The 17,696-nt window shown below is 65.3% G+C and carries 19 protein-coding genes; 11 read left to right on the top strand and 8 right to left on the bottom strand.

Annotation, left to right across the window (positions count from 1 at the left end):
* Positions 1-136 precede the first annotated feature (136 nt).
* The gene (locus ACP7EY_RS03430) at positions 137-1,711 is read left to right on the top strand and encodes a methyl-accepting chemotaxis protein (protein ID WP_426190485.1); all 1,575 of its coding nucleotides are present in this window, start codon (positions 137-139) and stop codon (positions 1,709-1,711) included.
* A gap of 14 nt (positions 1,712-1,725) precedes the next feature.
* Here ACP7EY_RS03430 and hemW read toward each other — a convergent pair whose 3' ends face one another.
* From hemW to ACP7EY_RS03405, 5 genes are all read right to left on the bottom strand, one after another.
* Positions 1,726-2,994: a radical SAM family heme chaperone HemW gene (hemW, locus tag ACP7EY_RS03425; protein ID WP_426190483.1), complete on the bottom strand. Its 1,269-nt coding sequence runs from the start codon at positions 2,992-2,994 to the stop codon at positions 1,726-1,728.
* Complete coding sequence (rdgB, locus tag ACP7EY_RS03420) at positions 2,991-3,587, bottom strand: RdgB/HAM1 family non-canonical purine NTP pyrophosphatase (RefSeq protein WP_426190481.1); 597 nt, start codon at positions 3,585-3,587, stop codon at positions 2,991-2,993. The genes hemW and rdgB overlap by 4 nt, the downstream gene beginning before the upstream one ends.
* Before the next feature lie 90 nt (positions 3,588-3,677).
* Complete coding sequence (gene rph / locus ACP7EY_RS03415) at positions 3,678-4,409, bottom strand: ribonuclease PH (protein WP_426190479.1); 732 nt, start codon at positions 4,407-4,409, stop codon at positions 3,678-3,680.
* A 48-nt stretch (positions 4,410-4,457) separates the two neighbouring features.
* A complete protein-coding gene (locus tag ACP7EY_RS03410; protein WP_426190477.1) occupies positions 4,458-5,405 on the bottom strand; it encodes a PP2C family protein-serine/threonine phosphatase in 948 nt (315 codons plus the stop codon).
* A 14-nt stretch (positions 5,406-5,419) separates the two neighbouring features.
* Positions 5,420-6,415 (bottom strand): serine/threonine-protein kinase, encoded by a 996-nt coding sequence (locus ACP7EY_RS03405; protein ID WP_426190475.1) that lies wholly within the window; start codon positions 6,413-6,415, stop codon positions 5,420-5,422.
* Positions 6,416-6,530: 115 nt separating this feature from the next.
* Here ACP7EY_RS03405 and ACP7EY_RS03400 point away from each other — a divergent pair, with 115 nt between their 5' ends.
* The 4 genes from ACP7EY_RS03400 to ACP7EY_RS03385 all read left to right on the top strand — a co-directional run bounded on the left by ACP7EY_RS03400 (position 6,531) and on the right by ACP7EY_RS03385 (position 10,742).
* Positions 6,531-7,418: a YicC/YloC family endoribonuclease gene (locus tag ACP7EY_RS03400; RefSeq protein WP_426190473.1), complete on the top strand. Its 888-nt coding sequence runs from the start codon at positions 6,531-6,533 to the stop codon at positions 7,416-7,418.
* Between the two features lie 79 nt (positions 7,419-7,497).
* On the top strand, positions 7,498-8,142 hold the full coding sequence (gene gmk, locus ACP7EY_RS03395) for a guanylate kinase (RefSeq protein ID WP_426190471.1): 645 nt from the start codon (positions 7,498-7,500) through the stop codon (positions 8,140-8,142).
* Positions 8,143-8,189: 47 nt separating this feature from the next.
* Positions 8,190-8,393, top strand: coding sequence for a DNA-directed RNA polymerase subunit omega (rpoZ, locus tag ACP7EY_RS03390; RefSeq protein ID WP_295997292.1), 204 nt, complete (start codon positions 8,190-8,192; stop codon positions 8,391-8,393).
* An 87-nt stretch (positions 8,394-8,480) separates the two neighbouring features.
* Entirely contained in the window at positions 8,481-10,742 is a 2,262-nt protein-coding gene (locus tag ACP7EY_RS03385) for a RelA/SpoT family protein (protein ID WP_426190469.1), read from the top strand.
* A 59-nt stretch (positions 10,743-10,801) separates the two neighbouring features.
* Here the strand turns inward: ACP7EY_RS03385 and ACP7EY_RS03380 are convergent, their stop codons facing one another.
* Positions 10,802-11,044: a hypothetical protein gene (locus ACP7EY_RS03380; RefSeq protein ID WP_426190467.1), complete on the bottom strand. Its 243-nt coding sequence runs from the start codon at positions 11,042-11,044 to the stop codon at positions 10,802-10,804.
* A 64-nt stretch (positions 11,045-11,108) separates the two neighbouring features.
* A complete protein-coding gene (locus ACP7EY_RS03375) occupies positions 11,109-11,708 on the bottom strand; it encodes a biliverdin-producing heme oxygenase (protein WP_426190465.1) in 600 nt (199 codons plus the stop codon).
* Between ACP7EY_RS03375 and ACP7EY_RS03370 the strand changes: the two genes are divergently transcribed.
* Both ACP7EY_RS03370 and ACP7EY_RS03365 read left to right on the top strand, forming a co-directional pair.
* Positions 11,707-11,955, top strand: a complete 249-nt coding sequence (locus ACP7EY_RS03370; RefSeq protein WP_426190463.1) for a hypothetical protein — start codon at positions 11,707-11,709, stop codon at positions 11,953-11,955. The genes ACP7EY_RS03375 and ACP7EY_RS03370 overlap by 2 nt on opposite strands.
* A gap of 71 nt (positions 11,956-12,026) precedes the next feature.
* Complete coding sequence (locus tag ACP7EY_RS03365) at positions 12,027-12,608, top strand: DUF2726 domain-containing protein (RefSeq protein ID WP_426190461.1); 582 nt, start codon at positions 12,027-12,029, stop codon at positions 12,606-12,608.
* 9 nt (positions 12,609-12,617) lie between these two features.
* Here ACP7EY_RS03365 and greB read toward each other — a convergent pair whose 3' ends face one another.
* Positions 12,618-13,181: a transcription elongation factor GreB gene (gene greB, locus ACP7EY_RS03360; protein WP_426190459.1), complete on the bottom strand. Its 564-nt coding sequence runs from the start codon at positions 13,179-13,181 to the stop codon at positions 12,618-12,620.
* Between the two features lie 90 nt (positions 13,182-13,271).
* On the opposite strand from greB, the gene ACP7EY_RS03355 reads away from it, so the two are divergent.
* From ACP7EY_RS03355 to ACP7EY_RS03340, 4 genes are all read left to right on the top strand, one after another.
* A complete protein-coding gene (locus ACP7EY_RS03355) occupies positions 13,272-13,898 on the top strand; it encodes a hypothetical protein (RefSeq protein ID WP_426190457.1) in 627 nt (208 codons plus the stop codon).
* 11 nt (positions 13,899-13,909) lie between these two features.
* Positions 13,910-14,998 (top strand): ATP-binding protein, encoded by a 1,089-nt coding sequence (locus ACP7EY_RS03350; protein WP_426190455.1) that lies wholly within the window; start codon positions 13,910-13,912, stop codon positions 14,996-14,998.
* On the top strand, positions 14,995-15,642 hold the full coding sequence (locus ACP7EY_RS03345; RefSeq protein WP_426190453.1) for a response regulator: 648 nt from the start codon (positions 14,995-14,997) through the stop codon (positions 15,640-15,642). Before ACP7EY_RS03350 ends, ACP7EY_RS03345 begins: the two co-directional genes overlap by 4 nt.
* Positions 15,643-15,821: 179 nt before the next feature.
* The gene (locus ACP7EY_RS03340; RefSeq protein WP_426190451.1) at positions 15,822-17,408 is read left to right on the top strand and encodes a GGDEF domain-containing protein; all 1,587 of its coding nucleotides are present in this window, start codon (positions 15,822-15,824) and stop codon (positions 17,406-17,408) included.
* The last annotated feature ends 288 nt before the right edge of the window (positions 17,409-17,696 follow it).

Below are 17,696 nucleotides of genomic sequence, written 5' to 3'. Positions count from 1 at the left end.
CTCCGTTTTTTTTGGCAGCGCCAGCGCTCTCTTTCCTCGAAACAACAAAAAAAGTGATTACTAATCGCTTAGCTGGGCCAAGAAGGGGATAATAGTTTCCCATAAGTATTTTTTAAACTATTCCAGGGCAATCCTCATGTTATTTCATCTTCGAATCGGCGCCCGCTTGGCGCTCGCGTTCGGCATCATCCTGTTCCTTTCGATTATTTCCACGACTTATGCCTTGGTGGCCGCGCGGGCGGGCGCCGACGCCACGCGCCACCTGACGGCGATGCCGCTGGCGAAGGAACGGCTGGTGTCCGACTGGCATACCTACACTGCGTCTGCAATTGCGCGCACCGCACTGATCGCCAGCAGCAGCGACGACACGCTCTCTGCAAAGTTCGCCAAGCAGATTGCCGACAGCGTCACCCGCAGCACCGAATTGCTCAAGCAGGTCGAAGCCTTGCTGGTCGACGAAGAGGAAAAGAACATGATGAGCGCAATCGTCGCCGACCGTGCCGTCTACCAGGCCGCCAAGGTGAAAGTGATGGACGCCAGAAAAGCCGGCGACATCGACACCGGCGTGCGCCTGTTCGAGGAGGCCTTCATGCCCGCGGCCGAACGCTACGCGTCCAAGCAGAAGGCCTTCCTGGCCCTGCAGCGCAAGAACATCGATGCCACCGCGGCCGCGCTCGACGTCGCCAGCGCGCGCGCCTTCAACCTGCTGCTGCTGCTGGGCGCGCTGGTGCTCGGCGCCGGCACTACCATGGCCTGGCTGATCACGCGCAGCATCACCGCGCCCCTGCGCGCTGCCGTCGGCGTGGCCGAAACGGTGGCGGCGGGCGATCTGACGAGCGCCTTCGACAGCGCCGCGCACGACGAAATCGGCGACCTCATGCGCGCTCTCGAGCGCATGAATGGCGCCCTGTTCAAGGTCGTCTCGCAAGTCCAGAGCGGCACCGCGACGATCGCCACGGCGTCAAGCCAGATCGCCGCCGGCAATTTCGACCTGTCGGCCCGCACCGAGCAGCAGGCCGGTTCGCTCGAAGAGACGGCGGCATCGATGGAGGAACTGACCTCGACGGTGCGGCAGAACGCCGACAATGCCCAGCAGGCCAACGCGCTGGTGCTGGCGGCCTCGCAGGTGGCCGCACGGGGCGGCGCCATCGTCGGCCGCGTGGTCGATACCATGGGCTCGATCGACGCCTCCTCGCGCAAGATCGTCGACATCATCGGCGTCATCGACGGCATCGCCTTCCAGACCAATATCCTGGCCTTGAATGCCGCCGTCGAAGCGGCGCGCGCGGGCGAACAGGGGCGCGGCTTTGCCGTGGTGGCCTCGGAAGTGCGCAACCTGGCGCAGCGCTCGGCGGGCGCGGCCCGGGAAATCAAGGCCCTCATCGACGACTCGGTCAGCCAGGTCAACAGCGGCACGCAACTGGTGCGGGAAGCCGGTGCGACCATGCAGGACGTGGTCGACAGCGTGGCCCGGGTCAACACCGTGGTCAGCGAGATTACGCTGGCCAGCCAGGAACAGCGCACCGGCATCGACCAGGTCAACCAGGCGATCATCGAGATGGACCGGGTGACGCAGCAGAATGCGGCGCTGGTGGAGGAAGCGGCGGCCGCCGCGGCCAGCATGCAGGAACAGGCGGGATTGCTGACCGAGGTGGCGGCGGCGTTCCGGCTGTCGGCGCACGCGCCGGCCCGGCGCCTGCAACTGGCCTGAGTCCTGGCTGCCGCTCAACTCTCGAGGAACATCTGCTGCAAGTCGTTCAAGAAGCGCAGCCCCAGTTCGGTGGGACGGATGATCTGGTGGTCGCGGTAAATCAGCCCCTTCGCCTCGGCCGCGTTAAGCGGCGCCTCGATGGCGTTGAGGCCCATGCCCGTGCGCTCGCCGAACAGGTTCGGTGAAAACCCTTCGGTCAGGCGCATGGTGTTGAGGGCGAACTCGAAGCCCATGTCGGCGCGCCCGATCTCGAATTGCTCCTGGACGGGATTGCCCGCCTGCGCCGCCTTCATGTACGACTCCGGCTGCTTGAAGCGGGCCTGGCGGATGATCCGGTGCGGGAACGACAGCTTCGAATGGGCGCCGGCGCCGATGCCCAGGTAGTCGCCGAACTGCCAGTAATTGAGGTTGTGGCGGGCGCGCCGGCCCGGCAGCGCAAACGCCGACACCTCGTAGTGCTGGTAGCCGTTCGCCGCCATGGTGGCGGCGATCATGTCCTGCATGTCGGCGCTGGCGTCGTCGTCGGGCAGTACCGGCGGGTACTTGGCGAACACCGTGTTCGGCTCCATCGTCAGGTGGTACAGCGACAGATGGGGCGGCGCGTACGACAGCGCGGTGGCCAGGTCGAGCTCGGCCTGCTGCAAGGTCTGGGTGGGCAGCGCGTACATCAGGTCGAGATTGAAATTGTCGAAATGGGTGCGGGCGATCTCCACCGCCCGTCTCGCCTCGCCGTCGTCGTGGATCCGTCCCAGCGCCTTCAAATGGTCGGCGTTGAAACTCTGGATGCCAATCGACAGGCGGTTGACGCCGCTGGCCCGGTAGGCCTTGAATTTTTCCACTTCGAAGGTGCCGGGATTGGCTTCCATGGTGATCTCGGCGTCGATCTCCAGCGGCAGCAGGGTGCGCACCATCGACAGCAGGCGGTCCAGGCCCGCCGCCGACAGCAGGCTGGGGGTGCCGCCGCCGATGAACACGGTATAGATTTTTCGGCCCCAGATCAGCGGCAGCGACTGTTCCAGGTCGAGCCGCACGGCGTCCAGGTAAGCCTGCTCGGGCAGTTCCCCCTTCGCCTCGTGCGAGTTGAAATCGCAGTAAGGGCACTTGCGCACGCACCAGGGAAAGTGGATGTACAGCGCCAGCGGCGGCAGCGCGCTCAGTTGCAGGGCGCCCGGCTGCAGGTATTGCAGGGCGCTGGCGGCGGGCGAGCGGCTCTCGGCGAGGGCGGCGTCGAAGGCCGGCTCGGCGGCGGCCGGCCTGGTGCCGACCAGCTTGATGGGAATCATGCCAGCGTCGCCGACAGCTTGGCCACCAGCGCGCGCAGCGCCTGGCCCCGGTGCGAGACGGCGTTCTTTTCGACGGCGCTCAGTTCGGCCGCCGTCTTGCCCAGCGCCGGCAGCCAGAAATGGGGGTCGTAGCCAAAACCGTTGTCGCCGCGCGCGAGCGGGCGGATCTCGCCGGCCCAGACACCATCGGCGATCACCGGTTGCGGGTCGTCGGCATGGCGCACATACACCAGCACACAATAATAGTAGGCCGATTTGTCGGCGTGCGCGGCCAGGTCGGCCAGCACGCGCTCGCTGTTGCGCTGGTCCGATTTCGGCTCGCCCGCATAGCGCGCCGAGCGTACGCCGGGGGCGCCGCCGAGCGCGTTGACGCACACGCCGGAGTCGTCGGCCAGACAGGGCAGGCCCGTCAGGCGCGCCGCGTGGCGCGCCTTGGTCAGCGCGTTTTCCACGAAGGTGGCGAACGGCTCGTCCGCCTCGGGCACGCCGAACGCTTCCTGCGGATGCAGTTCGAAGCCCAGCGGGGCGAGGATCTGGCCGAATTCGCGCAGTTTGCCGGCATTATTGGAGGCGAGGACGAGACGTTGGGTCATGGCGTAAAGGGCCGCGGGCGGCGCCGTAAGTAGGGGGAAGAAGCGGCATTTTACCCCCACTGCCCGCTCCGCGCTGCGCCGCGCCGATGACTACGCGATGCCCAGCGCCGTCTTTTGCAGGCCAATCAGCGCCGCCACCCCGCCCTCGGCCAGGTCGAGCAGGCGGTTCATGCCGGCGCGGTCGAAGGCGGCGCCCTCGGCGGTGCCCTGCACTTCGATGAAATGGCCGGCGTCGGTCATCACCACGTTCATGTCGGTGTCGCAGCCGGAGTCCTCGATGTAGTCGAGGTCGAGCAGCGCCACGCCGCCCACCACGCCCACCGAGATGGCGGCGACGAAGCTTTTCAGGGGAATCGCGTCGATGGCGCCGCGCGCGTGCAGCCTGGCGAAGGCGTCGTAGGCGGCCACCATGGCGCCGGTGATCGAGGCGCAGCGGGTGCCGCCGTCGGCCTGGATGACGTCGCAGTCGAGGTGCAGGGTGCGCTCGCCGAAACCTTGCAGGTCGAACGCGGCGCGCAGCGAGCGGCCGATCAGGCGCTGGATTTCCTGGGTGCGGCCGGACTGCTTGCCGCGCGCCGCTTCGCGGTCCATGCGGGTGTGGGTCGAGCGGGGCAGCATGCCGTATTCGGCCGTCAGCCAGCCCTGTCCCTTGCCCTTCAAGAAGCCCGGCACTTTCTCTTCGATGCTGGCGGTGCAGATCACCTTGGTGTCGCCGCACTCGATGAGCACCGATCCTTCGGCGTGGCGGGTGAAATTACGGGTGAGCAGAATCGGGCGCAGCTGGTCGACGGCGCGCCCGCTGGGGCGTTGAACATTGGTCATGGATATCCTGGTAAGTAGCTGATGAATTGGGGATGAAAAGTAAACGGTTTATTTCAATATCTGGTTGGAGCGTTCGATCGCCCCGCGAATTTCGGCAATCGCCTTTTCGATCTCGTCGTCGTTGAAGGCGTCGATCTCGTTGGCCGCATCGCCAGATGCCGCCGGCTCGGCGGCCGCGCCGATGGTGGTACTGACGAGGTTATCGGGCAGCATTTCGGTGGAGATGACGGTCACGCCGGGCGCGCTCGACTCTTCCAGGCTGCCCTGCCACATGATGGCCAGGGCGGTGGTGTTGTCGCCGCCCGGGCCGGCCACGCTGACGGCCGTCTCGACCAGTTCCGGAATCGCCCGCACGATGGTCTGGGTGGCCAGCCGGTGGGTGATGTCGGCGTCGGACACGCTGCCCCACAGGCCGTCCGAGCACAGCAGCACGACGTCGCCCGGCAGCAGGCGCGCCTGGCGCCCCACCTCGATCCGGGGCAGACTGGCAGCGCCGATGCAGTTATAGAGCTTGTTGCGGTCGGGGTGGGTGGCGCGCTCGGACGGCGCGGCCAGGCCCCGCTCGATCAGGTGTTCGATGTGCGAATGGTCGCGCGTGCGTCCCAGGATCTGGCCGCGGCGCATCCAGTACAGGCGCGAGTCGCCGCAATGGGCCCAGATGGCCGTGTTGTGCTGGATCAGGCAGGCCACCACCGTGGTGCGCGGGGTTTCCGGCAGCGCGTGCACTGTGCGGTAGCGGTGGATCGCGTGGTGCCCCGCCAGGAACGCCTCTTCGAGGAAGCGCTCGGGCTTTTTGACATACGGCGTGGCCTGCTGCTGGAACAGCGTCGACATGGTCTGCAGCATGATGGTGGCGGCGACTTCGCCGCGCACGTGGCCGCCCATGCCGTCGGCCAGCACCAGCAGCAAGGCTTCGCGGGTGAAGCTGTAGCCCATGCGGTCCTGGTTGACCTTGCGTCCGCCGATCTGGCTCTGTTGGTAGACTGAAAATTGCATGCGGTCCTCCGGGTTCAGGGTTGGTCGGCGCTGTCGCCGGCTTTGCGGCCCAAGCCCGTGACCTTGTCCACCAGCGCGCGCAACTGCCCGGCCAGGCCGGGCGCGCGCGCGACCTGCGCCGGCGCGGCCATGGGCGCCTGCAGCAGCTTTTGCACGGCGAACACGCTTTGCGGGCGCAGCAAGGGATCCAGCGACAGGCAGGCGCGCACCATGGCGAGCAATTCGTCCGAATACAGCCCGACCAGCTTGTCGCACTGCGCGCCCATCTTGTCGTCGAGTTTGCGCTGGTCGGCCGGCTGCGGCGGCGCCCCGGCCATGCAGGCAAACAGCGAGGCGCCGATGCTGTAAATATCGGACCACGGCCCCAGCGCCGCCGCCCTCGAGTACAGGTCCGGCGGCGCGAAGCCGGGCGTGTACATGGGAGTGAGCTTGGGCACGTCGGCGTTGATGGTCTGGCGGGCGGCGCCGAAATCGAGCAGCAGGGGGCTGCCGTCGGTGCGCAGATAGATATTGGCCGGTTTTATATCGAGATGGAGCAGTTTATTGGCGTGCACTTCGCGCAGGCCGCTGCAGGCGCTGGCGAACACCTGCCGAATGAAGGCTTCGCCCAGCCGGCTGCCACGGGCGTTGAAGCGGGCGATATGTTCCTGCAAAGAATGACCCGATTCGTAGGCCATCACCATGTAGACGGTGTCGTTGGCGCGAAAAAAATTGAGCACCCGCACCACGTTCGGGTGGGCGATCAGGGCCAGCGCCCGCCCCTCCTCGAAAAAGCACTTGAGGCCGATGCGAAACACGGGCAAATTGGCCTTGGCGATGACGGGAATGAGTTCACCGGGCTGGCGCAGCGCCAGGGCGCTGGGCAGGTATTCCTTGATGGCGACGGCGTTGCCATCGTGGTCATACGCGAGGTAAACAATACTGAACCCACCGGACGCAATTTTCTTTACAATGCGATATCCAGCAATTTCCAGTCCATCGGGCAGCGGGGCGTTGTTTTGTGCGGCCATCTGGAGTGAGCATTCCTTGCGTAGCTGATCGACTGTGTCGACGACGATTGTGTGGATAAAACACCGCATTGTAAAGAAAAGATAAATTCCGGGGACTCCATTGAGCATTTCAAGCATGACAGGTTACGCGGTCGCGACCAGTGAAGGCGCCGCGGGCACATTGACGATCGAAATCAAGAGCGTCAATTCGCGTTTTCTCGACCTGCAGTTCCGCATCAACGATGAGTTACGCGCGCTCGAACCGGACTTGCGCGCCGCCATCATGGCCGCCATCACCCGCGGCAAGGTCGAAGCGCGCCTGTCGTTCGGCCGCAAGGTGGCCGGCGCCTCGCAGGCGCTCAACCAGGCGCTGCTGGGCGACCTGGCGCGCATGCAGGCCGAAGTGGCCCGGCATTTTGTGTCGGCGCCCGTGATGACGGTGGCTGAACTGCTGCGCTGGCCCGGCGTCATCGAAGAAGCCACCGTCGGCCAGGAATCGCTGCAGGCCGACGTCGCCGCGCTCACGGCGCGCACGGTGGCCGCCTTTGTCGACAGCCGCCGCCGCGAAGGCGCCGCCTTGCAGGCGATGCTCGAAGCGCGCATCGACGCGATGGACGTCATCGTCAAGCGCATCAGCCCGCTGATTCCCCAGGTCATCGCCCAGTTCCAGCAAAAGGCCGTCGAGCGCATGCAGGACGCGCTCGGGCTGGCCGGCCACGGCACGCCATCGACGCTGACGCGCCAGGAAGCGTTCGAGCGGATCCGCCAGGAAGTGACCTTGTATGGCATCCGCATCGACGTCTCGGAAGAACTGTCGCGCCTGTCGGCCCACCTCAATGAAACGCGCCACATCCTGAAAAAAGGCGGCCAGGTGGGCAAGCGGCTCGACTTCATGATGCAAGAACTCAATCGCGAAGCCAACACCCTGGGCGCCAAGGCGTCCGTGAAAGAGCTGGCCGACGCCTCGATGGAACTCAAGCTGCTCATCGAGCAGATGCGCGAACAGGTGCAAAACCTGGAATAACAACCGGCGCCGCGCGCGCCGACGGGCAGGTCCCCGCGTGCGGTGCCTGCCCGGCCCTACCGAATCCAAGGACCCTCCCATGCACACTCCCACTTCTTTCGCCGGCAGCCTGTTCATCGTCGCCGCGCCGTCCGGCGCCGGCAAGTCGACCCTGGTCAACGCCCTGCTCAAGCAGGAGCCGGCCATCGAACTGTCCATTTCCACCACCACGCGCCAGCCGCGCCCCGGTGAAATCGATGGCCGCGAATACCATTTCACCACGGCCGACGATTTCGTCGCCCGTGCCGACGCCGGCGAGTTTCTCGAATGGGCCGAGGTGCACGGCAACTACTACGGCACCTCGCGCCTGCTGGTCGAGCAGGAAATGCGGGCCGGCACCGACGTGCTGCTCGAGATCGACTGGCAGGGCGCGCGCCAGGTGCGCAAGCAGTTTCCGTCGGCGGTGGGAATCTTCATCGTGCCGCCGTCGATCGCCGCGCTCGAGGAGCGCCTGCACAAGCGGGGACAGGACGAACCGCACGTGATCACCAAGCGCCTGCTGGCCGCTGGCGGCGAGATCGCTCACGCCCCGGACTTCGACTATGTTATTATCAATGAAGAGTTCAACGTCGCCTTGTCCGAAATGAGCGCGATTGTCAAAGCGACACGAGCGCGGTTTCCCCAGCAAGCCGCACGCAACGCCGCCCTGTTTGCCCAACTGGGCATCCACGCGTCGCAGCCGTAAGCGCATCCGCCCCGCCCGGCACCACCCTCACACACCCTGGAGTAATCATGGCACGCATTACCATTGAAGATTGTTTGAAAAGCATCCCTAACCGCTTTCAGCTGACCCTGGCCGCGACCTACCGCGCCCGCCAGTTGCTGCAAGGCCACACCCCGAAGGTCGATGCCAAGGACAAGCCCACCGTCGTCGCCCTGCGTGAAATCGCCGCTGGCAAAGTCGGCATTGAAATGCTGAAAAAAGTTCCAATGTAATTACCGGCATATCCGGTAATTCTCCTGAGATGTGTCAACTCGCCATTCTGGTATTCTGCTATTTCACAGCGGCTGATTGACTACAGTATGACTCTGCACACACCGGTAGCGACCCCTCCAGGCACGCCCATCCCGCCGGCGCCCGCGCCAACTTCGCGCTCGGCGCGCGCGGCGGCCAGGCAGGAAGTGCCCGCCACGCCCCCCCCGGTGGTGGCCTCGGTCACCCACCTGATCACCCGCCTGTCCGAGTACCTGACCCCGTCCGAGCTGAAAAAAGTCAAGGAAGCCTACCGCTTCTCCGACGAAATGCACCTGGGCCAGGTGCGCAAATCGGGCGAGCCGTACATCATCCACCCCATCGCCGTCGCCGAAATCTGCGCCGAATGGAAGCTCGACGCCCAGGCCATCATGGCCGCCTTCCTGCACGACGTCATGGAAGACCAGGACGTCAAGAAGGAAGAGCTGATCGAGCGCTTCGGCGCGCCCGTGGCGAACCTGGTCGACGGCCTGTCGAAGCTGGAAAAAATCGAGTTCCAGAGCCTGATCGAAGCGCAGGCGGAAAACTTCCGCAAGATGCTGCTGGCGATGGCGTCCGATGTGCGCGTCATTCTCATCAAGCTGGCCGACCGCCTGCACAATATGCGCACGCTCGACCACATGGCGCCGGCCAAGAAGCGCCGCATTGCCGCCGAGACGATGGAAGTGTACGTGCCCATCGCGCACCGCCTGGGCCTGAACAATATTTACCGCGAATTGCAGGATCTGTCGTTCTCGCACCTGCACCCGATGCGCTACCAGGTGCTGGGCAAGGCGGTCAAGGCGGCGCGTGGCAACCGCCGCGAAGTGGTCAAGAAAATCCTCGAATCGGTCAAGTCGACCCTGGCCGGCGCCAGCCTGCCGGCCGAAGTGTATGGCCGCGAAAAGACTCTGTACGGCATCTACCGCAAGATGCGCAACAAAAAACTGTCGTTCTCGCAAGTGCTCGACGTCTACGGCTTTCGCGTCGTCGTCGACGACTTCGCCCAGTGTTACGTGGCGCTGGGCACCCTGCACGGGCTGTACAAGCCGATGCCGGGCAAGTTCAAGGATTACATTGCCATCCGCAAGCTCAATGGCTACCAGTCGCTGCACACGACCCTGATCGGCCCCTACGGCACCCCCGTCGAATTCCAGATCCGCACCCAGGAAATGCATCGCACCGCCGAGTCCGGCGTGGCCTCGCACTGGCTCTACAAGAATGACGAATCGAACCTGTCGGACTTGCAGCAGCGTACCCACAGCTGGCTGCAGTCGCTGCTCGACATCCAGCAGCAGACGGGCGACTCGGCCGAATTCCTCGAACACGTCAAGGTCGACCTGTTTCCCGACTCGGTGTACGTGTTCACGCCGAAATCGAAAATCATCGCCCTGCCGCGGGGCGCCACGGCGCTCGATTTCGCCTATTCGATCCACACCGGCATTGGCGATCACACGGTGGCCGTCAAGATCAACAACGAGGCGCAGCACCTGCGCACGGAATTGCGCAACGGCGACATCGTGGAAATCGTCACGGACGCGACATCGCGGCCCAGCCCCACCTGGCTGTCGTTCGTGCGTACCGGCAAGGCACGCTCGGCAATCCGCCATCACCTGCGCACGGTAAACCTGAATGAATCCGTCGATCTGGGGCAGGAACTGCTGGCCCAGGCCCTGCGCGCGCTCAACGTCAACCCCGATCTGCCGGCGGCGACGATCGAAAAACTGCTCAACGAATCATCGGCCCGTTCCATGGACGAGCTGTACGCGGAAATCGGCATCGGCAAGCGCATGGCCGCGCTGGTGGCGCGCCACATCTTCGGCCTGGTCGACGATGACTCGGGCGCCCTGCCCTCGAGCCATCCCTTGACGCCGGGCGAACTCGACCCCGTTACCATCTACGGCAGCGAAGGCGTGTCGGTGCAACTGGCGCCGTGCTGCCTGCCGATTCCCGGTGACCAGATCACCGGGCAATTGCGGCGCGACCAGGGCCTGGTCGTGCACACGAGCGACTGCTCGTCGGCCAAGCGCCTGCGCCTGAAAGAGCCGGAGCGCTGGATCGCCGTGCAATGGGGCGCCGAGTTGAACCGCCGTTTCGATTGCCGTATTCGCTTGTTGATCAACAACGAAAAAGGCATCCTGGCCCGCGTCGCAGCCGACATCGGCGAGGCCGACGCCAACATCACCTACGTCGGCATGGACGAGGACGCGGAACACGTCATGACGCAGCTGCGCTTTACCATTCAGGTCAAGGACCGGGTCCACCTCGCGCACCTGATCCGCAACCTGCGCCAGGTGGCCGGCGTGAACCGGGTCGAGCGCGAACGGGCCTGAGCGGCCCCTCGCGCAAGCGGGCTGGGCCACGCAGGCCCGCCCGCCAATCCTTCACAATCTTAACGTCGAGCAACCCCACCGTGGCCACGGCACATGCGTGCCACCCGCCGCGCGCCATCGCGGCAGCGCACCAGCTTCTGGCGCGCCCGTACCGGGGGGTGGGCGCGGTGCTGGCGCTCGCCATCATGGCGCACCGCGGGCGGATTGTTCGGGCGCGCGCTGCCGGAATCGAAATACACCTGGGCCTGGGCGGCGCCGATGCTGCCGAGGACGAGCGCGACGGCGCAGAGGAATTTTTTCATGGGCGTGTCTACCGTTGTCTATAAACGGGCATTGTCGCACCCTCGCACGCAAGCAGCCATTTCTCTATGGCAATCTCGCTTGCGCCTCCACGACGGCGGGGACCGTGCCGCCCAGTGCCAGGACGCGGGCAAACGCCGCGCATGCACCATCGCAGGCGTCGGCCAGCTCGGCGTCGGTGCGCACCTGCGCGCGCAGCGCTGCCATGACGGCGCGCCAACGGGGGCCGGGGCCGTCGGCAGGCGGCTTCAGGTAGGCCAGCGGATGGGGCGCGAGGCGCTCGGCCAGGCGCTGATAGAGCACCGCCCCACCGAGTTGCGAGCCCTCCACCACGTAGGCAACGCCCCAGCGATAGGCGGGGCTGGCATGGGCCGGCCAGGCGGCGTGCAGGTCCGGCGGGGGCGCCGGCTCCCCCGCCGCCGCCAGGTCGGCGATGATGCCAGCGAGCCGGTCCAGCGGCGGTGGCGCCCCCGGCCCTTGCGGGCCGTCGCTGAACTGGCCCAGCCAGGCGTTGATGGGGCCCAGCCAGCGCGCCAGCATGCGCAGGTGGGCGACGTAGGCGGCCAGGCCCGCATCAGGCTGCGCCAGCGGCAATCCGCTATCGAGGATGGCGTGCTGGGCACTGGTGGCGTGGCGCAGGGCGGCGATGAGATCGGCAGGATTCATGGAACGACGCAAGGACAGCAAAGTGGCCCATCTTACCAGCGCCGGCGCCAGCGCTTATTTCAGCCATTTCAACAGGGCGATCAGCCAGCGCAAAAAATCATCGAAGCCATTCACTTGCACCGCCAGACTTGCCAAAAAGTTCATCATTGCCATTCTCCTCGTTGCGATAGGGCTGGCCATGTTATCTGCCTGTTATCGAAGGGGCTTGATACAGGCCGATGCTGGTGCAAATACGCCACGATTGTGACAATTGAATAGTTTCCACACGGAAAAATATCCATATACTTGCAGCACCCGACACCGTCAACCGAGAACACCATGGATGCAACCGTGCTATTGATCATCGTCGCCACGCTGGTCGTGGCCTTCCTGCTTCCCTTGCTGGGCAAGCGCGGTGGCGGTGCGGCGCCCGCCTTCAAGGCGCGCCCGTTCATGAGCGCCAACGAGGCCGAGTTTCTTGCCCGCCTCGAGTCGGCCGTGCCGGAATACCGTTTTCACGCCCAGGTGGCGATGGGTGCCCTGCTCGATCCGCTGGTCGCGCGCCAAGGCAACAACCGCGCCTGGTGGAAGGCGCGCAATATGTTCAATCAGAAAATTATCGATTACGTGGCGCAGCGCCGCTACAATGGCCAGATCGTCGCCATCATTGAACTCGACGATCGCACCCATGACAGCGTCAGGGATGCGCGGCGCGATGCCATGCTGCAGCAGGCCGGCTACCGGACGGTACGCTGGCAGTCGAAAACCAAGCCGAACCGCGCTGAAATTCTCGCCACCCTGGTCGTGCCGCCGGCGCCGCCGGGCGGGGCCAGGGCCGCCTTGCCTGTGCTCAAAACGCCCGGCACCAGCGTGCGCGGCGAACTGTGGGGCAAGTCGACGGGCAGCGCCAGCAAACCTTAGCCAGCGATGTTACGCCGGCGGCGGGGCCGGGTAGCGCACTTCGAGGATTTCCAGTTCGTCCGCGCCGAGCGGCGTTTGCAGGGTGACCAGGTCGCCTTCGCGGGCCTTGGTCAGCGCCCGCGCCACCGGCGAGACCCAGCTGATCTTGCCCTTCAAGGGATCGAGTTCGTCGATGCCGACGATGGTGACGGTGTGCTGCTCGCCCGCGCCGTTCTGGTACAGCACGGTGGCGCCGAAATAAATCTGGTCGTTGCCGTGCTGGGCCGACGGGTCCACCACTTCGGCGGCGTCCATGCGCTTGGTGAGGAAGCGGATGCGGCCATCGATCTGGCGCAAGCGGCGCTTGCCGTAAATATAGTCGCCATTTTCCGAGCGGTCGCCGTTCGAGGCGGCCCAGTGCACCACCTTGACCACCTCGGGGCGGTCGACGTCGATCAACTGCAGCAGCTCATCCTTGATGCGCTGGTAGCCGGCCGGGGTGATGTAGTTCTTGGCGCCGGCGGGGATCGCGCGCGCCAGCAGCAGCGCTTCCTCGTCGTCGTCGTCGGACTCTTTGACGAATGCTTTGTTCATGGCCCTATTGTACCGGCGTACCGGCCTGCGTGGCGGTCCACCCGCCCCGAATCGCAGCGCCCGTCGACACTTTTGCCGTATCATCGCCCCATGCCGTCGTCCCCGCCTCCCCGTCCCCGCGTGCGCTCGCGCAAGCTGCGCAACCGCCTGCTCTCGCCGCTGGTGGTGGCCGGCGCCCTGCTGCTGCTGCTCGAAGAGTGGTGCTGGGACCTGGGCCTGGCGCTGGTGCGGACGGTGTCGGCGTGGCCGCCGTTCAAGCTGATTGACGCGCGCATCGCCACGCTCTCGCCCTACCCCGCACTGTGCCTGTTCGTGCTGCCCGCTGCGTTGCTGCTGCCCGTCAAATTGCTGGCGCTGTTCGCCATCGGCGCCGGCTATCCCGTCACCGGGGTGGCCGTGTTCGTCGCCGCCAAGCTGGGCGGCGCCGCGCTGGTGGCGCGCGTGTATTTCCTGACCCGCCCGGCCCTGCTGACGCTGCCCTGGTTCGCTCGCTGGCATGCGCGCTTCCTGGCCGTGCGCGACGACTGGCTGGCGCGCCTGCGCGCCACCGGCTTTTACCGGCGCGCCGCGCTCACGTCGGAACAACTACGCCAGGCCCTGCGTCGCCGCTGGCTGCGGCTGCGGCGGCGCAGCCGCCATGGCGCGCGCGCGGCCACCCGCCCGGCCCGCATCCTGCGCCGCTTCCAGGCGATTTTCCGCGCCCGCCGGCGTTCCTGAAACCCATCACGATGACTGCCCACTTGCCTACCGACTATGAAGCCCGTTTCAACGCCGTGGTGCGCCACATGCCCGGCCTGGTCTACCAGTTCGTCGTCGAGGCGGACGGCGCGGTGCGCTTTCCCTACCTGAGCGAAGGCTGCGAAGCGCTGCTGGGCGTGCCGGCGGCCGTGCTGGAGGCGGAGCCGCGCCGCTTTCTCGCCCTGATCCTGCCGCAGGATCGCCCCGCCTACCTCGAATCGATGCAGGCCTCGGCGGCAGCGCTGACGCCCTGGAACTGGGAAGGCCGCATCTGGATCGACGCCTTCAAGGACGTCAAGTGGATCAACCTGCGTTCGACCCCGCGCGCGCTGGCCGCGCCCGCCGGCGCGGTGCAGTGGGAAGGCATCATGACCAATATCAGCGCCGGCAAGCAGGCCCAGCGCGAAGTGAGCGACTCGCGCGCCGCCCTGGCCGAGCTGACCGCCCACATCGAAGCGGTCAAGGAACAGGAACGCACCCGCATCGCCCGCGAAATCCACGACGACCTGGGCGGCAACCTCACCGCCATCAAGATGGCCATTGCCATGCTGGCGCGCCGGCTGCCGCCCGACCAGCCGCAACTGCTCGACAAGACCAATTATGTCGACAGCCTGGTCGACCGCACCATCGAGGCGGTGCACCGCATCTCGCTCGACCTGCGCCCGCCCATGCTCGACTTCGGCATCGTCGCCGCGTTCGAATGGCAAGTGAAGGAATTTGAAAAGCAGGTCGGCATCGCCTGCCATTTCGCCACCAACGAGACCGACATCGCCCTCTCGCCCGATCACGCCATCGCCCTGTTCCGGATTTTCCAGGAAGCGCTAACCAATATCGCCAAGCATGCCGGCGCCAGCCGCGTCGATATCGCGCTCGCGCGCGACGGCGATGCGCTGTCGCTGCGGATCACCGACAATGGCGGCGGCATCGCCGCGGCCGACCGCCGCAAGCCCGGTTCCTTCGGCCTGCGCAGCATGAGCGAGCGGGCGCGCGCGCTGGGGGGCACAATGACCTTGTCGCGCGCGCCCGGAGGTGGCACCATGGTGGCCATCAAGATCGAGCTGAGCCCGCCTGCCCCATGACCGAAAAAGCCACCATCCGCGTCTTCATCGCCGACGACCACGCCATCGTGCGCGAAGGCCTCAAGCAGATCCTGGCAGAGTCGCGCGACATCATCGTGGCCGGCGAAGCGGAAAACGGTCACGACGCCATCAAGCTGTTTCGCAAGGCCAAGTGCCACGTCATGCTGCTCGACATCTCCATGCCCGACCGCAGCGGCATCGAAGTGCTCAAGCAAGTCAAGAAAGAGCAGCCCGACATGGTCGTGCTGATGCTGTCGATGCACCGCGAGGACCAGTACGCGATCCGCTCGCTCAAGGCGGGCGCGGCGGGCTATCTGACCAAGCAGAGCGCCCCGCGCGAACTGGTCGACGCCATCCGCCTGGTGGCCGCCGGCCAGAAGTACGTCAGCGCGGCGCTGGCGCAGGAACTGGCCTCGCAACTGGGCGAAGACCACGCCGGCGCGCCCCATGAAACCCTGTCCGACCGCGAATACCAGACCCTGACCATGATCGCCTCGGGCAAGACGGTGACGGCAATTGCCGAGGAGCTCAAATTGTCGGTGAAAACCATCAGCGAATACCGCGCCCGGCTGCTGCTGAAAATGAAGCTGAAAAACAGCGCCGAACTGACCCACTACGCCATCAAAAACCAGTTGATTGAATAATCTTTCATTATTATTCGATAGATGAAAGGAAATTTCACTTCCTCGCGTGCCGGCGTGGAAGCTGTGCCATAAAGTAAGTGACTCTCACCATTTTTATTTGCACCATGTAACTATTCGAACTGCATTACCATACAGGGATTGCTCTCTGTTAACGCGCCCGCCGCTCTCCTACCGACCCCATGTCCCAGCCTCCTGCCAAACCTCCCGCTCCCGGCCAGAATCCAGCCGATTTCGCCCGCGAAGCCTTCCGCCGCCTGGCCACCCGCCGCATTGCGCCGACCCCGGACAATTACCGCGAAATCTACAACGAGGTGGCGGGCGTGCCGACCGTGCCGGCGGCCGCCGCGGCGCCCGACAGCGGGGCAGCCGAACGCGTGCTGGCCGAATTTGCCGGCAAGCTGGCCGAGACGCCGGGCGAGATGGCCGATCTGGGCCGCCGCTTCACGCGCGCCTTGACCAACCGCGACTGGGACACCTGTGCCCGCAACCTGGCGCAACTGGTGGAAAAGCCGTACCGCCGCGCCGGCGCCGGCAACATCGCGCTGACGGTGCCGGCCGAAGGGGCCGAATCGAAGCAATTGCGCGAACTGCTCAGCCGCACGTTGGGCTTTGCCGTCGCCTCTCTGCTCAGCGGCAATCCCGCCCTGGTCGCCGAAGCGGAGGCGCTGGGCGCGGCCGTCAAGACGGGCCATTCGGACGAAGCCTTGGGCGAGATCGGCGCGCGCCTCAAACAATTGTGTTACCAGATCGAAATCAAAAGTGGCGACGTGGGCGAGCAGCAAGAGTTGCTGCTGCGCCTGTTCAAGCTGCTGCTGGAAAACGTCAGCGGCCTGCTCGACGACGACAGCTGGCTGCGCGGCCAGATCGACGCCGTGCAGGACCTGATCAGCGGACCGATGGACCAGCGCGCGCTGGAAGACGCCACCCGCAGCCTCAAGGACGTCATCTATAAACAGGGCAAGCTCAAACACAGCCTGTCGGATGTCAAGGTGACGGTCAAGAACATGATGATGACCTTCATTGACCGCCTGGGCAGCGTGGCCGCCTCGACCGGCGACTTCCACGAAAAAATCGGCGGCTTCACCGAGCGCATCAGCAGCGCCGCCAATATTACCGACCTCAACGACGTGGTCGCCGAAGTGCTGCGCGAAACCCGGCTGGTGCAGGCCGAGGCGCTCAAGTCACGCGACCGCATGCTCGAGGCGCGCCAGGAAGTGCAGGACGCCGAGAACAAGATCACCCAACTGGAGGCGGAATTGCGCCACATGAGCGAACTGGTGCGCGAAGACCAGTTGACGGGCAGCCTCAACCGTCGCGGCCTGGACGACGTGTTCGACCGCGAAACGGCGCGCGCCGACCGCCGCGGCACGCCCCTGTGCGTGGCCCTGCTCGACCTAGACGACTTCAAACGCCTCAACGACACCCACGGCCACCAGGCCGGCGACAGCGCCCTGCGCCACCTGGTCAAGATCGTCAAGGACGAGCTGCGTTCGATGGATGCGATCGCCCGCTTCGGCGGCGAGGAGTTTGTCATCCTGCTGCCCGAGACCACGCTCGACGCGGCCTCGCAGACGATGACGCGGGTGCAGCGCGAACTGACCAAGCATTTCTTCCTGCACGAGAACGACAAGTTGCTCATCACCTTTTCGGCCGGGGTGGCGCTGCGCGTCGCCAATGAAACCCAGGAAGCGCTGATCGGCCGCGCCGACAAGGCCATGTATGCGGCCAAGAAGGCGGGCAAGAACCGCGTCGTCATCGCCGATTAACCGCGGCCGCCCCCCGCCCGGGGTGGCGGCCAATTGTCATAATCATTTATCAAGCAAACGCGCCGTCCTGGCGCCGTTTCATCAAAAAAATAAAATTATTTTCACCCTCAAGTTCGGTCGGGCGCGGTCGTTTAAGCGCGCCCAAACGGCGAACTGAAGGGCAAGGCAATGATTTTATTATCAAATTTTGCTCTAAAGAATCAGAAGCACACTCCGTTACCTGATTCAACCACGGTGTGATTGTCCCGGAAAAGCGGGGCACACCAAGGACAGCAGCGGCACGTCGCC

It is taken from the genome of Massilia sp. DWR3-1-1 (genome assembly GCF_049898325.1).
Taxonomy (GTDB): domain Bacteria; phylum Pseudomonadota; class Gammaproteobacteria; order Burkholderiales; family Burkholderiaceae_D; genus JAFCUW01.
The sequence above is the reverse complement of the archived record's forward strand: the minus strand, read 5'-3'. Positions and strand labels throughout refer to the sequence as shown.

Coding starts and splice junctions, on each gene's coding strand:
- ACP7EY_RS03430 (WP_426190485.1), top strand. CDS start 137: ATGTTATTTCATCTTCGAATCGGCGCCCGCTTGGCGCTCGCGTTCGGC.
- hemW (WP_426190483.1), bottom strand. CDS start 2,994: ATGATTCCCATCAAGCTGGTCGGCACCAGGCCGGCCGCCGCCGAGCCG.
- rdgB (WP_426190481.1), bottom strand. CDS start 3,587: ATGACCCAACGTCTCGTCCTCGCCTCCAATAATGCCGGCAAACTGCGC.
- rph (WP_426190479.1), bottom strand. CDS start 4,409: ATGACCAATGTTCAACGCCCCAGCGGGCGCGCCGTCGACCAGCTGCGC.
- ACP7EY_RS03410 (WP_426190477.1), bottom strand. CDS start 5,405: ATGCAATTTTCAGTCTACCAACAGAGCCAGATCGGCGGACGCAAGGTC.
- ACP7EY_RS03405 (WP_426190475.1), bottom strand. CDS start 6,415: ATGGCCGCACAAAACAACGCCCCGCTGCCCGATGGACTGGAAATTGCT.
- ACP7EY_RS03400 (WP_426190473.1), top strand. CDS start 6,531: ATGACAGGTTACGCGGTCGCGACCAGTGAAGGCGCCGCGGGCACATTG.
- gmk (WP_426190471.1), top strand. CDS start 7,498: ATGCACACTCCCACTTCTTTCGCCGGCAGCCTGTTCATCGTCGCCGCG.
- rpoZ (WP_295997292.1), top strand. CDS start 8,190: ATGGCACGCATTACCATTGAAGATTGTTTGAAAAGCATCCCTAACCGC.
- ACP7EY_RS03385 (WP_426190469.1), top strand. CDS start 8,481: ATGACTCTGCACACACCGGTAGCGACCCCTCCAGGCACGCCCATCCCG.
- ACP7EY_RS03380 (WP_426190467.1), bottom strand. CDS start 11,044: ATGAAAAAATTCCTCTGCGCCGTCGCGCTCGTCCTCGGCAGCATCGGC.
- ACP7EY_RS03370 (WP_426190463.1), top strand. CDS start 11,707: ATGGAACGACGCAAGGACAGCAAAGTGGCCCATCTTACCAGCGCCGGC.
- ACP7EY_RS03375 (WP_426190465.1), bottom strand. CDS start 11,708: ATGAATCCTGCCGATCTCATCGCCGCCCTGCGCCACGCCACCAGTGCC.
- ACP7EY_RS03365 (WP_426190461.1), top strand. CDS start 12,027: ATGGATGCAACCGTGCTATTGATCATCGTCGCCACGCTGGTCGTGGCC.
- greB (WP_426190459.1), bottom strand. CDS start 13,181: ATGAACAAAGCATTCGTCAAAGAGTCCGACGACGACGACGAGGAAGCG.
- ACP7EY_RS03355 (WP_426190457.1), top strand. CDS start 13,272: ATGCCGTCGTCCCCGCCTCCCCGTCCCCGCGTGCGCTCGCGCAAGCTG.
- ACP7EY_RS03350 (WP_426190455.1), top strand. CDS start 13,910: ATGACTGCCCACTTGCCTACCGACTATGAAGCCCGTTTCAACGCCGTG.
- ACP7EY_RS03345 (WP_426190453.1), top strand. CDS start 14,995: ATGACCGAAAAAGCCACCATCCGCGTCTTCATCGCCGACGACCACGCC.
- ACP7EY_RS03340 (WP_426190451.1), top strand. CDS start 15,822: ATGTCCCAGCCTCCTGCCAAACCTCCCGCTCCCGGCCAGAATCCAGCC.